14 protein-coding genes are annotated in these 14,837 nt (G+C 66.1%); 6 read left to right on the top strand and 8 right to left on the bottom strand.

The window, feature by feature from the left end:
• Positions 1 to 40 precede the first annotated feature (40 nt).
• The gene (locus TQ29_RS11975) at positions 41 to 364 is read left to right on the top strand and encodes a 2Fe-2S iron-sulfur cluster-binding protein (protein ID WP_054539350.1); all 324 of its coding nucleotides are present in this window, start codon (positions 41 to 43) and stop codon (positions 362 to 364) included.
• Between the two features lie 4 nt (positions 365 to 368).
• The gene (locus TQ29_RS11970; RefSeq protein ID WP_054539349.1) at positions 369 to 1,064 is read left to right on the top strand and encodes a VCBS repeat-containing protein; all 696 of its coding nucleotides are present in this window, start codon (positions 369 to 371) and stop codon (positions 1,062 to 1,064) included.
• A 4-nt stretch (positions 1,065 to 1,068) separates the two neighbouring features.
• On the opposite strand, the gene TQ29_RS11965 is transcribed toward TQ29_RS11970, so the two are convergent.
• The 5 genes from TQ29_RS11965 to TQ29_RS11945 all read right to left on the bottom strand — a co-directional run bounded on the left by TQ29_RS11965 (position 1,069) and on the right by TQ29_RS11945 (position 6,452).
• Positions 1,069 to 2,406 (bottom strand): FAD-binding oxidoreductase, encoded by a 1,338-nt coding sequence (locus TQ29_RS11965; RefSeq protein WP_054539348.1) that lies wholly within the window; start codon positions 2,404 to 2,406, stop codon positions 1,069 to 1,071.
• A gap of 34 nt (positions 2,407 to 2,440) precedes the next feature.
• On the bottom strand, positions 2,441 to 3,256 hold the full coding sequence (locus tag TQ29_RS11960) for an ABC transporter permease (RefSeq protein ID WP_054540423.1): 816 nt from the start codon (positions 3,254 to 3,256) through the stop codon (positions 2,441 to 2,443).
• Positions 3,256 to 4,152, bottom strand: a complete 897-nt coding sequence (locus TQ29_RS11955) for an ABC transporter permease subunit (RefSeq protein WP_054539347.1) — start codon at positions 4,150 to 4,152, stop codon at positions 3,256 to 3,258. Before TQ29_RS11955 ends, TQ29_RS11960 begins: the two co-directional genes overlap by 1 nt.
• 13 nt (positions 4,153 to 4,165) lie before the next feature.
• Positions 4,166 to 5,305 carry an ABC transporter ATP-binding protein gene (locus TQ29_RS11950; protein ID WP_054539346.1) on the bottom strand — a complete coding sequence of 380 codons (1,140 nt, stop codon included), beginning with the start codon at positions 5,303 to 5,305 and terminating at the stop codon, positions 4,166 to 4,168.
• Positions 5,306 to 5,366: 61 nt separating this feature from the next.
• Positions 5,367 to 6,452 (bottom strand): polyamine ABC transporter substrate-binding protein, encoded by a 1,086-nt coding sequence (locus TQ29_RS11945; RefSeq protein ID WP_054539345.1) that lies wholly within the window; start codon positions 6,450 to 6,452, stop codon positions 5,367 to 5,369.
• Positions 6,453 to 6,608: 156 nt separating this feature from the next.
• Between TQ29_RS11945 and TQ29_RS11940 the strand changes: the two genes are divergently transcribed.
• The 3 genes from TQ29_RS11940 to TQ29_RS11930 all read left to right on the top strand — a co-directional run bounded on the left by TQ29_RS11940 (position 6,609) and on the right by TQ29_RS11930 (position 10,252).
• Positions 6,609 to 7,268 carry a GntR family transcriptional regulator gene (locus TQ29_RS11940; protein ID WP_054539344.1) on the top strand — a complete coding sequence of 220 codons (660 nt, stop codon included), beginning with the start codon at positions 6,609 to 6,611 and terminating at the stop codon, positions 7,266 to 7,268.
• A 114-nt stretch (positions 7,269 to 7,382) separates the two neighbouring features.
• The gene (locus tag TQ29_RS11935; RefSeq protein ID WP_037210564.1) at positions 7,383 to 8,777 is read left to right on the top strand and encodes an aspartate aminotransferase family protein; all 1,395 of its coding nucleotides are present in this window, start codon (positions 7,383 to 7,385) and stop codon (positions 8,775 to 8,777) included.
• Positions 8,778 to 8,821: 44 nt separating this feature from the next.
• On the top strand, positions 8,822 to 10,252 hold the full coding sequence (locus tag TQ29_RS11930; protein ID WP_054539343.1) for an aldehyde dehydrogenase family protein: 1,431 nt from the start codon (positions 8,822 to 8,824) through the stop codon (positions 10,250 to 10,252).
• 33 nt (positions 10,253 to 10,285) lie between these two features.
• On the opposite strand, the gene purD is transcribed toward TQ29_RS11930, so the two are convergent.
• On the bottom strand, positions 10,286 to 11,548 hold the full coding sequence (gene purD / locus TQ29_RS11925) for a phosphoribosylamine--glycine ligase (protein ID WP_054539342.1): 1,263 nt from the start codon (positions 11,546 to 11,548) through the stop codon (positions 10,286 to 10,288).
• 71 nt (positions 11,549 to 11,619) lie between these two features.
• Here purD and xseA point away from each other — a divergent pair, with 71 nt between their 5' ends.
• Positions 11,620 to 13,101 (top strand): exodeoxyribonuclease VII large subunit, encoded by a 1,482-nt coding sequence (xseA, locus tag TQ29_RS11920; protein WP_054539341.1) that lies wholly within the window; start codon positions 11,620 to 11,622, stop codon positions 13,099 to 13,101.
• 63 nt (positions 13,102 to 13,164) lie between these two features.
• On the opposite strand, the gene TQ29_RS11915 is transcribed toward xseA, so the two are convergent.
• Together TQ29_RS11915 and TQ29_RS11910 are read right to left on the bottom strand one after the other, a co-directional pair.
• On the bottom strand, positions 13,165 to 13,563 hold the full coding sequence (locus TQ29_RS11915; protein ID WP_054539340.1) for a hypothetical protein: 399 nt from the start codon (positions 13,561 to 13,563) through the stop codon (positions 13,165 to 13,167).
• A gap of 73 nt (positions 13,564 to 13,636) precedes the next feature.
• Positions 13,637 to 14,689 carry an alkane 1-monooxygenase gene (locus TQ29_RS11910; protein WP_054539339.1) on the bottom strand — a complete coding sequence of 351 codons (1,053 nt, stop codon included), beginning with the start codon at positions 14,687 to 14,689 and terminating at the stop codon, positions 13,637 to 13,639.
• Between the last annotated feature and the right edge of the window lie 148 nt (positions 14,690 to 14,837).

Here is a 14,837-nt window from a genome sequence, read left to right as displayed (position 1 = left end):
TGGGGCAGGGAACGACCCGATCAGACAGATGAGGACAGGTATGGCGAAGATCACCTATATCGAGCATGACGGAACCGAGCATACGGTGGATGTTCCCACCGGTATGACCGTGATGGAAGGCGCGCGGGACAACAACATTCCCGGCATCGACGCCGATTGCGGCGGCGCCTGCGCCTGCTCGACCTGCCATGCCTATATCGCGCCTGACTGGGTGGAAAAATTGCCGAAGATGGAGGCGATGGAAGAGGACATGCTCGATTTCGCCTATGCGCCCGATCCGGCCCGTTCGCGCCTGACCTGCCAGATCAAGGTGTCCGACGATCTGGACGGGCTGGTCGTCAACCTGCCCGAAAAGCAGATCTGAACCGATGCTGCGGGCGGCGCTTGCGCTCTCGCTCCTGGCGGCCGGGGCTGCGCGGGGCGAGATCGTGTCGGCCCGCTTCGGCGATCCCACCACGCGCTATGATCATGCCGTTCTGGGCGATGCCATCGAATACGGCACGCTGGAGCTGTGGCTGAAGGGCGGGCAGGGGCGGCGCATCGTGCTGCCCGAAACCCGCGTGTTCGAGGATCTCGCGCCACGTCTGGCCGATCTGGATGGGGACGGCGCGCCCGAGGTGATCGTGGTGGAAACCGACCTGTCGCGCGGCGCGCGGCTGAGCGTCTATGGCGCCGGGGGGCTGATCGCGGCGACGCCGTTCATCGGCCGGGCGCATCGCTGGCTGGCGCCTGTCGGCGCGGCGGATCTGGACGGTGACGGGTTTGCCGAAATCGCCTATGTCGACCGGCCCCATCTGGCAAGGCTGCTGCGGGTCTGGCGGTTTCGCGACGGCGCGCTGACGCTGGTGGCCGAGGCGGGCGGGCTGACCAACCACCGGATCGGGCAGGATGTGATTTCGGGCGGGATCCGCGATTGCGGCGACGGGCCCGAGATGGTGACCGCGAGCGCCGACTGGAGCCGGGTGATGGCAACGCGGCTGCAGGGTGGCGCGCTGGTATCGCGCGACATCGGGGCGCATGATGGCCCCGAGGCCTTTGCCGCGGCGATGGGCTGCGCCTCTTAGGTGTTCAGAGGTCGCGCAGGGCGTACCAGTAATAGGCCGGGTGCAGCAGGGCACGGCGTAGCGGACCCAGCGGGAAGCGGCGCAGCGGTGCCCGCATCAGCGCCGGAAAGGCGCGGCCGGGCGCGCGTCCGGCGGCCAGATCGGCCATCAGCGCGCCGCTGTAGGTGGCCATCGCCACGCCGTTGCCGTGATAGGCCAGCGCGGTAAAGGCATCGGGCCAGTCGCCCAAGGGCCCGACATAGGGCGCCAGATCACGCGCCATGCACACCAGCCCGGCCCAGAAATGCGGCGTTTCGACATGCGCCCAGGCCGGGAACATCCGTTCGAAATCGCGGCGGATCTCGGTCTTCATCCACTCGAGCGCGGCCGGCGAGCTGCGCACCCCGCCGCGCATCCCGAACAGAAAGCGGCGGTTCGGCATCAGCCGGAAGTAATGCAGCAGGTTGCGCGTGTCATAGGCCATCTGATCGGTGGTCCAGCCCTGATCGCGCAGTTCGGCCCCGGTCAGCTCACGCGTGACCAGAACGCTGGACTGAAGCGGCAGATAGCGCCCTGACAGCCACGGCGGCAGATCATCGCTGCTGTAGCCGTTGGTGGCCAGCAACAGCTTGCGCGCCCGCAGCCTGCCGCGCGGGGTGTTCAGAACATAGCCGCCCCCGGCCTGCCGCTCGATCCCCGTGACGGGAGAGCGGGCGTGGATGCGCGCCCCTTCGGTCACCGCCGCGCGGGCCAGCCCCTGCGCGTATTTCATCGGGTTGAGTGCAAAGCCGATCGGTACCGTCATCCCGCCGTGAAAGGCTGGCCCGGCCATGCCGCGATCGGCAAGCTCCTCGCGCGGGATAAGCCGGGGGGTGACGCCATAGCTGGCCTGCACATGCGGCGCCTCGGCGCGCAGGGCCCGCATGTCGCGCGGGCGGTGGGCCAGGATGGTTTCGCCTTCGGAATGGCGGTCGGCATCTATGCCGTAGCGATCGAGGATCTCGGCGACGCTGTCGATCGCGCCGGTCTGGGCGGCGTGAAACAGGGCCAGGTCCTGCGCGCCGAAGCGCCGGGCAAGGGCCGCGTCACTGGCCTTGGCGCCGCCAAGGCAGGCAAAGCCGCCGTTGCGCCCCGATGCGCCCCAGCCGGGCTCTTCGGCCTCCAGCACGGTGACGTCGGCGCCATGATCACGCGCCAGGTGCAGGGCGGCGGAGAGGCCGGTATAGCCGGCGCCCACGATCGCGAAATCGCAACCCGTCTCGCCCTGGGCGGGCGGATAGGGGGCGGACGTGGCGGTGGTGCGCCAATAGCTCTCTTGCACCGACGCGTCGGAATAGGCCCCGGCCTCGTACAGCCGTTTCACGCGGGCACCTTGCGGGTGGTTCGGGGGCGGGGCTTCATTGCTGCTGCGCGGCCTGCTCGTCGCGGGTCATCCGCGCGATCCGTGTCTTGGAAATCAGCGAGGCGGCGATCACGCCGACGGCGACAATCCCGATCATGATCGTCGAGAGCGCGTTGATCTCGGGGCTCACGCCCAGGCGCACGGCGCTGAATATCTTGATCGGCAGCGTGGTCGAAGAGGGGCCCGAGGTGAAGGAGGCGATCACCAGATCATCAAGCGACAGGGTGAAGGCCAGCAACCAGCCCGAGATCACCGCCGGCGCGATCATCGGCAGCGTGACGCTCATGAATGCGTCGAACGGGGTGCAGCCCAGGTCAAGCGCCGCCTCCTCCAGCGATCTGTCGAAGGCGACAAGCCGCGACGAGACCACGACCGATACGTAGCACATCGAAAACGTGGTATGGGCCAGCACGATGGTGATCACGCCGCGATCGAGCCCCACGGCGATGAACAACAGCAGCAGCGACAGGCCGGTGATCACCTCGGGCATCACCAGCGGCGCGTAGATCATGCCGGAAAACAGGGTGCGGCCGGCGAACCGCCCGCCACGCACCAGCACATAGGCCGCCATCGTGCCCAGCACCGTGGCGATGCTGGAAGAGATCACGGCCACCTTCAGTGTCACCCATGCGGCATCCAGGAAGGCTTCGTTGCGAAGCAGTTCGCCATACCATTTGGTCGAGAAACCGGCCCAGACGGTGACGAGCTTGGAGGCGTTGAAGCTGTAGATCACCAGAATGATCATCGGCATGTAGAGAAAGGCAAAGCCAAGCGTCAGCGACGTCGCGTTGAACCAGCTGAAACGGCGGATCATTGTTCAAGCTCCCTCTGGCGCTGCTCGTTGCGCTGGAACAGGATGATCGGGATCACCAGGATCAGCAGCAGGATCACCGCCACGGCCGAGGCCACCGGCCAGTCGCGGTTGGAGAAGAACTCTTCCCACAGCACCTTGCCGATCATCAGCGTGCGTGACCCGCCCAGGATCGAGGGGATGACGAATTCGCCGATGGCCGGGATGAAGACGAGAAAACACCCCGCGATCACACCCGATCTGGAAAGCGGCGCGGTGATCAGCCAGAAGGCTTCGGTGCGCGAACAGCCCAGATCCTCGGCCGCCTCGAGCAGCGAGACATCCAGCTTTTCAAGCGTGGCATAGATCGGCAGGATCATGAACGGCAGGTAGGTATAGACGATACCGATATAGACCGCCCAGTTGGTGTTGAGGATGATCAACGGTTCCGAGGTGAGGCCGGCCCATTGCAGGAACTGGTTGAGGAACCCTTCCTGGCTGAGGATGCCCATCCAGGAATAGACCCGGATCAGGAAGCTGGTCCAGAACGGCAGGATCACCAGCATCATCAGGGTGGGGCGCCATTCCTGCGGCGCCCGGGCCATGCCATAGGCGATGGGATAGCCGACCACGAGCGTCACCAGCGTCGAGATCAGGGCGATCTTCAGGCTGGAAAGATAGGCTTTCCAGTAAAGATCATCCTGCGTCAGGAACACGAAATTCTCGAAATCGAGCGCGCCGAAGAAGTCCTTGATCCCGGCCCATCCGGCGGAAAGATCAAGCGTGGGGGTATAGGGCGGGATCGACAGGGCCGTGTCCGACAGCGCGATTTTCAGCACGATCAGAAACGGCACCAGAAACAGCGCCAGCAGCCAGCCATAGGGCACCAGCACCAGAAGGAAGCGGCGGAAGTTCATCGCGCGGCCCCCTTCATTGTGTCAGCACGATGCCGGCTGTGTCGGTCCAGGACAGCCAGACCGTATCTTCCCAGGTGAAATCACGCCGTTCGATCCGGCGGCTGTTGGTCATCTGGGCCGAGATCATGTGGCCGGACGGCAGCTGGACATGATAGGTCGAGATATTGCCCAGATAGGCGATGTCGATGATCTTGCCCTGCACCACATTGGCCCTGTCGTCGGGGCGTTCGGCGGAAACGGCGATCTTTTCGGGGCGCACCGCATAGGAGACGCGGGTGCCTTCGGTCAGGCCGCCGTTCGCCTCGGCCCGGATCGGCGCCTCGCCCTCGGTCCAGTCGATCAGCACCTTGCCCGGCTCCTGCGGCCGAAGGTTGCCTTCGATGATGTTCACGTCACCGATGAAGTCTGCCACGTAAACCGAGTTGGGGGCTTCATAAATCCGGTCGGGCGTGGCTACCTGCATCAGCTTGCCATTGTCCATCACCGCCACGCGGCTGGCGACGGTCATCGCCTCTTCCTGATCGTGGGTCACGATCACGAAGGTGGTGCCGGTCTTTTCCTGAATGTCCATCAGCTCGAACTGGGTATCGTTGCGCAGCTTCTTGTCGAGCGCGCCCAGCGGCTCGTCGAGCAGCAGCAGTTTGGGCGCCTTGGCCAGAGACCGGGCCAGCGCCACGCGCTGACGCTGACCGCCGGAAATCTGATGCGGCTTGCGGCGGGCGAATTTCTCCAGCCGGGTCAGGCGCAGCATTTCCTGCACGCGGCCGTCGATCTCGGACTTGGGCATCGGCGAACGCTTCAGCCCGAAGGCGATATTGTCATAGACCGACAGATGCGGGAACAGCGCATAGCTCTGGAACATCATGTTCACCGGGCGCTTGTTCGGCGGCACCGGGGCGATGTTCACGTCATCCAGCCAGACGGTGCCTTCGGAGGGCGGATCGAACCCGGCGAGGATCCGCATGATCGTGGTCTTGCCGCAGCCCGACGGGCCCAGAAGGGCGAAGAACTCACGCTCGTAGATATGCAGATCGAGATTGTCGACAGCGGTGAAATCGCCGAACCTTTTGGTCACGCCCTCGAACCGGATCAGCGGTTTCTTGGTCGGGTCGTCCCAGGGAGCGAAGACGGAACTGCTCGGGGATTGCGCCATAGGCCATCCTTGAAAGAGGGGAAGGCCCGCACCGGCCGGCGGTGCGGGCAAGGGGATCAGATCAGGTGCCGGATTTGATCTTGGTCCAGAGCCGGGTAACGACCCGCTGCACCTTCGGATCGTAAGGTGTTGTGATGTAGAGGTTTTTCAGCGTTTCCGCGTCAGGGTAGATCGCCGGGTCGCCGATCACGTCCTCTTCGAGGAATTCCTGCGAGGCGACGTTGCCGTTGGCATAATAAACATAGTTCGACGCCGCGGCCATGTTATGGGCGTCCAGGATGAAGTTCAGGAACGTGTGGGCCGCGTCGGGGTTCGGCGCGTCGACGGGAATGGCCATCTGGTCGAACCACATCAGCGCGCCCTCGGACGGGGCGTTATAGGCGATCTCGACGCCGTTGTCGGCCTCGTCGGCCCGGTCGCGCGCCTGAAGGATGTCACCCGACCAGCCCACGGCCACGCAGATGTCGCCATTGGCCAGCGCGTTGATGTATTCGGAGTTGTGAAACTTTTGCACATAGGGGCGCACGGCGCCCAGCACGGCCTCGGTCCGGGCGATGACCTCGGGGTCGTGGCTGTCGGGATTTTCGCCCAGATAGGCCAGCGCGGCGGGGATCATCTCTGTCGGGGCATCAAGGAAATGTACGCCGCAGGCGGCCAGCTTTTCCATGTTCGCCGGGTTGAACACCAGCTCCAGCGATCCGATCGGGGCGTCTTCGCCCAGAATCTCGGCGACCTTGGCGACGTTCACGCCGATGCCGGTGGTGCCCCACATGTAGTTGATCGAATAGGCGTTGCCGGGGTCATAGGTGGCGGTACGCTCCTGGATCACGTCCCACAGGTTGACGGCGTTCGGCAGTTTGGAAAAATCCAGCGGCTGAAATGCGCCGGCTGAAATCTGGCGCTGCAGGAACGACCCGGTCGGCACCACGACATCATAGCCCGAGCCGCCGGCCAGCATCTTGGTTTCCAGAACCTCGTTGGAATCGAACACGTCATAGACCAGCTTGATCCCGGTCTCTTCCTCGAATTTCGTCAGCAGCTCTTCGTCGATATAGTCGGACCAGTTGTAAACGTGGACCTCTTCCGCGCCGGCGGCCGTGACACAGGCGGCGAGCGCGGCGGCCAGCGGTATCCATGTGGATTTCATATTTTAGGTGCTCCCGTTGGTTTGCAGAGAGTCGCGTGCCCTCACATTGATAATTTGATCAAACGCCGCCGCTATTGCAATATGGTATTTGATCGGACTCCGGGCAGACAACTCGGCTGCGCCGGGCGATGCGGCGGGGTGAAAGGCATTAAAGACTTGGATCAGGCATTTGAAAAGCTTCCGGCCCATGAATTGGTCTATCGCAGCATCCGCGAGATGATTCTGTTCGGAGAGCTGGCACCGGGCCAGTCGGTGACGATTCAGGGGCTGGTCTCGGTTCTGGGGGCGGGGATGACCCCGGTGCGCGAGGCGATCAGGCGGCTGACCGCCGAAGGCGCGCTGGAGCTTTTCGGCAACCGCCGCGTGCATGTGCCGACCCTGACATTGCCACAGATCGACGAGCTGTATTTCGCGCGGCAGGCGCTTGAGCCGCGGCTGGCCTGTCTGGCCGCCGAAAGGATTACACCGTCGGACATCATGCAGCTGGATCTGATCGACCAGTCGCTGAACGCGGCGATCGAACGGGGCGATGTCCGGGCCTATCTGGAGCAGAACCACCGGTTTCACTTCACACTTTATCAGCGGTCGGAGGCGAAGATCCTGCTGTCGATCTGCAATGCGCTGTGGCTGCGGGCGGGGCCTTCGCTGCGCGTCGTCTGCGGCAAGTTCGGCACCTACAACCTGCCCGACATGCATGAAGAGGCGCTCGCCGCGCTGCGCGCGGGTGATCCCGAGGCGGTGGCCCGCGCGATCGAGGGCGATCTGCTTCAGGGCGGAGAGCAGATCCGGCTTTCGCTGGGGCAGGGGGCGGTTTGATCAAATTCTGTTGACGCGGAAATATTTGATCATATTCTCGCGGCGGAATGGCCGGCTGGCCTTCTGTCGGCGTTCCGACACGCCCGAGGCCGGGAAAATTCAGGGAGTCACCGGATGAAACCGATCAGCAATCACATGCCCACCGCAGAGCTTCAGGCGCTGGATGCGGCGCATCACATGCACCCGTTCACGGCGGGCGCCGAACTTGGCGCAAAGGGCGCGCGGGTCATCACCCAGGCCAGCGGCGTGACGCTGACGGATTCCGAAGGCAACCGGATTCTCGATGCCATGGCCGGCCTGTGGTGCGTCAATATCGGCTATGGCCGCGAGGAACTGGCCGAGGCCGCATCGCGCCAGATGAAACAGCTTCCCTATTACAACACCTTCTTCCAGACGACCCATGTGCCGGCCATCGCGCTGGCGGCGCGGCTGGCCGAACTGGCGCCGGGCGATCTGAACCATGTGTTCTTCGCCGGCTCGGGCTCCGAGGCGAACGACACCAACATCCGCCTTGTGCGCCACTACTGGGCGGCCAAGGGCAAGCCGGAGAAAAAGGTGATCATAAGCCGCTGGAACGCCTATCACGGCTCGACCATGGGCGGCGCCAGCCTGGGCGGCATGAAGGGGATGCACGCGCAGGGCGGGCTGCCGATTCCCGATATCGCCTATATCGACCAGCCGCACTGGTATGCCGAGGGCGGCGACATGTCGCCCGAGGAGTTCGGGCTGGAACGCGCCCGCCAGCTCGAGGCCAAGATCGCCGAGCTGGGCGAAGACAAGGTCGCGGCCTTCATCGCCGAGCCGGTGCAGGGCGCGGGCGGCGTGATCATTCCGCCGGAAACCTACTGGCCCGAGATTCAGCGGATCTGCGACGCGCATGACATCCTGCTGATCGCGGATGAGGTGATCTGCGGTTTCGGGCGCACCGGCAACTGGTTCGGCAGCCAGACGATGAACATCCGGCCGCATATCATGACCATCGCCAAGGGCCTGTCTTCGGGCTATGCGCCGATCGGCGGGTCGCTGGTCTGCGACGAGGTGGCCGAGGTGATCGCCGCCGGAGAGTTCGCGCATGGCTATACCTATTCGGGCCATCCGGTCTGTGCCGCCGTGGCGCTGGAAAACCTGCGCATCATCGAGGAAGAGAAGATCATCGAGCATGTGCGCGAAGTGGCTGCCCCCTACATGGCCGAGAAATGGGCCGCGCTGGCGGATCATCCGCTGGTGGGCGAGGCGCGGATCGTGGGCCTGATGGGCTCGCTCGCGCTGACGCCGGACAAGGGCGCGCGCGCGAAATTCGCCTCCGAGGCCGGGACGGTGGGGCTGCATTGCCGCGACCGGTGCTTTGCCAACAATCTGATCATGCGCCACGTGGGCGACCGGATGATCATCGCGCCGCCCCTTGTGATTCAGCCCGCCGATATCGACATCCTGTTCGAACGCGCGGTGAAATCGCTGGACGAGACCTTTGCCAAGATCAAGGCAGAGGGGCTCTACAAGGCCGCATAGGCGCGCAGACCCCGGCCGGGCATGGCCGCAACGGAGGGAAACCGATGAGCGTTCCGGGTAAACGTCAGTTCTTCATAGGTGGCGCGTGGGTGGACCCCGCGCAGCCGCAGGACCTTTCGGTACTCAATCCGGCGACGGAAGAGCCGATCGCCGTGATCTCGATGGGATCGCCTGCGGATGTGGACAGGGCCGTCGCTGCGGCGAAGGCGGCTTTTCCCGGCTATGCCCGCACAACGCGGCAAGAGCGGATCGAGCTGCTGGAAAGCATCCGCGCCGTCTATGCCCGGCGGATCGACGAATTCGCCAGCATAATGACCGAGGAGATGGGCGCGCCGGCCACCCTGTCGCGCAACTCTCAGGCCGCCGTGGGCATCGGCCATCTGGACGGGTTCCTCGAGGCGCTGAAGCAGATGCCGTTCCGCGAGGTGCTCGACAACGGCGATACGATCCTGCGCGAACCGATCGGGGTGTGCGGGCTGATCACGCCGTGGAACTGGCCGATCAACCAGATTGTGCTGAAGGTTCTGCCGGCGCTGGCGGCGGGCTGCACGATGGTGCTGAAACCGTCGGAGCTGACGCCGCTGGACGCGATGCTCTATGCCGAGGTGCTGCACGAGGCGGGCGTGCCCGCGGGCGTGTTCAACCTGGTCAATGGCGAGGGGCCGGTGGTGGGCGCGGCGCTGTCATGCCATCCGGATGTGGCGATGATGTCTTTCACCGGGTCCACCCGGGGCGGCACGGCCGTGGCCCGCGATGCGGCCGGCACGGTCAAGCGCGTGGCGCTGGAGCTGGGCGGCAAATCCCCCAACCTGATCTTTGCCGATACCGATGTCGAAGAGGCCGTGGCGCGCGGTGTGCGCCATTGCTTTCAGAACACGGGCCAGTCCTGCAATGCCCCGACGCGGATGCTGGTGGAGCGCGCGGTCTATGACGCCGCGCTCGAGGTGGCAAAGGCCGCCGGCGCGGCACAGGCGGTGGGCGATCCCGCGCTGCCGGGCGATCATATCGGGCCGCTGGTCAGCCAGCTTCAGTTCGACCGCGTGCAGGAATTGATCGCCGCCGGGATCGAAGAGGGCGCGACCCTGCTGGTCGGCGGTCTGGGCAAGCCCACCGGGTTCAACATCGGCTATTACGCCCGCCCGACGATCTTTGCCGATGTCACAAACGACATGCGCATCGCGCAGGAAGAGGTGTTCGGCCCGGTGCTGGCGATGATCCCCTTCGAGGATGAGCAGGAGGCGATCCGCATCGCCAATGACACGCCCTACGGCCTTGCCGCCTACATCCAGACAGGCGACGACGCGCGGGCCGACCGCGTGGCGGCGCAGCTGCGTGCCGGGATGGTGCATGTCAACGCAACCGACATCGGCTGGGGCAGCCCGTTCGGCGGCTACAAGCTGTCCGGAAACGGCCGCGAGGGCGGACGTTTCGGCATCGAGGATTTTCTGGAAATCAAGGCAATTTCAAAGCCTTGATTTCCGTTTTTAATGTGATGGAATAGGCGCTTTCTACAGCGCGCGCCAGCCGATATCGCGGCGGTAAAACCCGCCGGGCCAGTCGATCCGCTCCACCATCGCATAGGCCCGATCCCGCGCTTCCCGCAGCGTGGCGCCCCGCGCGGTGACGTTCAGCACCCGGCCGCCATTGGCGGTGATCTTGCCGTCCACCTCTTTGGTGCCGGCGTGGAACACCATGCTCATGCTGTTTTCCGGCACGTCCCCCAGCCCGCCGATGACCGATCCCTTTTCATAGCTGCCGGGATAGCCCTTTGCCGCCATCACCACCGTGATCGCGTGATCATCGGCCCAGTTCACCTGTGCGCTGTCCAGCCGCCCCTCGGCGCAGGCCAGCAGCAGGTCCAGCACCTGCGCGCCCAGCCGCATCATCAGAACCTGACATTCCGGGTCGCCGAAGCGCACGTTGTATTCCACCAGCCGGGGCTGGCCGTCCTTGATCATGAACCCGGCATAGAGAACGCCCTTGTAGGGGGTGCCGCGCCGGGCCATTTCGGCCACAGTGGGGCGGATGATCTCGGCCATCGCCTTTTCGGCGATCGCGTCGGTCAGCACCGGGGCGGGAGAATAGGCCCCCATGCCGCCGGTGTTGGGGCCGGTGTCACCTTCGCCGACCCGCTTGTGATCCTGCGCGGTGCCGACGGGCAGCACATTCTCGCCGTCGCACAGCACGAAGAACGAGGCCTCTTCGCCCTCCATGAATTCCTCGATCACCACCTCGGCGCCCGCCGCGCCGAATTCGCCGCCGAACATGTCGTCGATGGCGGCCAGCGCCGTGGTCTCGTCCATCGCCACGATCACGCCCTTGCCGGCGGCCAGCCCGTCGGCCTTGACGACGATGGGCGCGCCCCGCGCCCGGATATACTCCTTCGCCGGGCCGGCTTCGGTGAACCTGGCCCAGGCGGCGGTGGGGGCGCCGCAGGCATCGCAGACTTCCTTGGTAAAGCTTTTCGATGCTTCCAGCGCCGCCGCCGCCTGTGACGGCCCGAAACACGGAATGCCCGCCGCCTCCAGCCGGTCCGCCACACCGGCGGCCAGCGGCGCCTCGGGCCCGATCACGACAAAGCTGATGGCGTTTTCCTCGGCGAAGGTCGCCACCGCGCCGCCATCCTCGATGTTGAGCGCGGCGCATTCGGCCATCTGCGCGATGCCCGCGTTGCCCGGCGCCACGATCAAACGGTCGCATTTCGGATTCTGCTGGATCGCCCATGCCAGCGCATGTTCGCGCCCGCCACCACCCAGAATGAGGATATTCATCTGCCGCCCCCGCTTGGCCTTCGTTCCGGCGCGTTCTAAGCTGCACCAAAGCCCAAGACAAGCGAGTGCCCATGTCTGATCTGATCGACGATCCCGCGCCCGGTATGAACGCACCGGAATTCACCGTCACCGAACTGTCGGGCGCGGTGAAACGGGTGATCGAGGGCGAATTCGCCCATGTCCGCGTGCGCGGAGAGATCGGGCGCGTGTCGCGCCCCCGGTCGGGCCATATCTATCTGGATCTCAAGGATGACCGCGCGGTGATCTCCGGCGTGATCTGGAAAGGCGTCGCCGCCCGCCTGGCCACCCAGCCCGAAGAGGGGCTCGAGGTGGTGGCCACCGGCCGCCTGACCACCTTCCCCGGCCAGTCCAAATATCAGATCGTGATCGAGGATATCGCGCCGGCGGGCATGGGCGCGCTGATGGCGATGCAGGAAAAGCGCAAGAAGGCGCTGGAGGCCGAGGGGCTGTTCGCGCCGGGCCGAAAAAAGCCGCTGCCCTACCTGCCCGAGGTGATCGGCGTCGTCACCTCACCCTCGGGTGCGGTGATCCGCGATATCCTGCACCGGCTGCGCGACCGTTTCCCGCGCAAGGTGCTGATCTGGCCGGTGGCCGTGCAGGGCCAGAGCTGCGCGGCAGAGGTCGCGCGGGCCATCGAAGGGTTCAACCGCCTCACCCCCGGCGGGGCGCTGCCCCGGCCCGATCTGCTGATCGTGGCGCGCGGCGGCGGTTCGGTCGAGGATCTGTGGGGGTTCAACGAGGAAATCGTGGTGCGCGCGGCGGCGGCCTCCGACATTCCGCTGATCTCCGCGGTCGGACACGAAACCGACACCACGCTGATCGACTATGCCTCCGACCGCCGCGCACCCACGCCGACCGCGGCCGCCGAACTGGCGGTGCCGGTGCGGATGGAACTGCTGGCCTGGCTCGACGGGCAATCGGCCCGCCTGACCCGCGGCGTCACCCAGGGCGTCGGGCTGCGCGGCCAGCGCCTGCGCGATCTTGCCCGCGCCCTGCCCAAACCGGCCCAGCTGGTCGAGGCCGCGCGCCAGAGGCTCGACTATGCCGGCGACAGGCTCGGCCCCTCGCTGCGGGCCGCCGCCCAGAAAAAGCGTGTGCACCTGTCAGAGGTCAGCGGCAGCCTGCGCCCCGCCACCCTGCGCCGCCTGACCGCAGAGGCCGACCGGCGCCTGCAAGACCGCGCCGCCCGGCTGACGCCCACGCTCCTGACCCGCGACATCGACCGCAAGAAAGGCGATCTGGCAAAACTCACCGGCCGTTTCGCCCGCGCCGCCGATGCCCGGATCACCGGCTGGCGCACCCGGCTGGACGCGCTGGAACGGCTGCGGCTGGGTCTGGGCTACGAGGAAACGCTGAAACGCGGCTATGCGGTGGTCCGCTCGGGTGACAAGGTGATCACCACCCGCGCCGAGGCGGAAACCGCCACCGCGCTCGAAATCCAGTTTCAGGACGGCCGCTTCGCGCTGGGCGGCGCCCGCGCCAAGCCGGCCCGCAAAAAGCCCGCCCCGCCCGAACAGGGCTCGTTGCTCTAACCCTTCATCTTTCTGAAAATATCCCCGCCGGAGGCAAGAAAATCCGGGCGCGCCGCCCGGTCGTCAGACGCCGACCTCCGGTCCGGGGCACAGCAGCGGCTCGGGGCTTTGCTCGACCTCGACAAGCTGGGTCGCCTCGGGGTCGTTCTCGAACCGCGCGGTCAGCCCGCCGGGGCCGTCGAAGAAGCTCCAGCATTGCGGTGTATCGGGCCGCGCCTCATAGACAAAACAGATCTGCCCTCCGGCCTCGTACCATTCGCCGTGCTGGCAGTCGCCGTCCAGAAAGGTCCAGATTACCCGGCGACCGGGCAGATATTGCTCGGCCCCGTAGGCGATGCCCGCCTTGCCGAAAAACAGGGTCTTGCCCATGGCATAGCGCTCGAACGCCTCGGCGCTCATGGGCGGATCGGCCAGGGCGGGGGCGGCGGCAAGCAGGGCGGCAAGCAAAAGGGTGCGGCGCATCTCGGGGTCCTTTCCGGCGCATGGATCACGCCATTGTGCCAGAGCTGCGGGCCGGGGACCAGCCACGCCCGCGTTACCGCGCGGCGCGCCAGCGTGTCACGCGCCGGTCCATGACCCGGCGCCATGCGGTCGGGAACAGCGCCAGCGTGGCCATCGCCGGCAGGCCGCGCGGCAGGGTCGGCGCCTCGGGCGCGGGCGGCAGCCGCAGCGCGGGATAGGGCCGGGCGGGATGGGCGTGATGGTCGGAATGGCGCGGCGCGTTGAGCATCAGATGGCCCGAGAACCAGTGCGGCGCGTTCCATGAATGGCGCGGGGCAACCGGTTCGAACCGCCCGTCGGGCTGGCGCGCGCGGCTCAGGCCATAGTGCTGAACGTAATCCGACAGCAATAGCTGTGCGGTGGCATGGCCGGCCAGCCCCAGATGGGCCAGCAGGCCGGGCAGGCCGAAGGCCAGCGCGCTCAGGCCCAGCCCGGCCAGCCCGCCCGCGACATAGGCGACATAGGGATGCCGCCATGCGGGGCGGGGCGGGGTACGGGCCGCGCCCAGCCGGTTCTCGGCGCGCAGCCCTTCGCGGAAAGATCCGGTCCAGGCGCGCGGCGCGAAATGGTAGAAGCTCTCGCCCAGCCGGGCCGAGTTCGGATCCAGCGGCGTGGCGACGAACCGGTGGTGCACACGCGGATGGGCCGAGCTGTGATGGCCGAACAGCAGCGAGATATAGATCCACTGGCCAAGCGCATGCAGCGGGCGCCGCGCCCGGTGGATCAGTTCATGCGCGTTGGAATTGCTGATCTGCCCGAAGAACAGGCCAAAGGCGAGGAAGGCGGCGACGCGTTCGGCCGGCGCCAGCCCGGCCGCGCCCGAAACCGCCCGCACCGCCAGCGCCAGCAGCGCGAAATGGGCAATGGCCAGCACGGTCAGAAGGCTGTCGGCGCCCGGAAAGGCGCAGTCTTCGGGTGCGTCGGGGGCGGTGACCGCCACCAGCTGATCCAGCGCGAAGGTGAAGGCGGTAAGATAGGCAAGCGCGGCCCAGATCCACACGCCGCCCGCCGTGCCCCCCATCGCCAGAAGCGGCAAGGGCGCCAGCGTGGCCAGCGCGAACGGGGTAACGGGGCGGGTCTGGTTCATACGGGCGGGCGGGCCTCTTTGGTGATATCCGCGATATGATGCGTCAAAGCCGGGCCGGGTGCCAGTGCGCCGGTCGGTTTATCTGGCGGCTTTCCCTTCCCTAGGCGCGGAATAGGGATTAAGTGACGAAGGGCAGGTGGAGGCAGTC

The organism is Actibacterium sp. EMB200-NS6, from assembly GCF_001305615.1.
Lineage (GTDB): Bacteria > Pseudomonadota > Alphaproteobacteria > Rhodobacterales > Rhodobacteraceae > Actibacterium_A > Actibacterium_A naphthalenivorans.
This window is presented reverse-complemented; position numbering and strand designations above follow the sequence as displayed.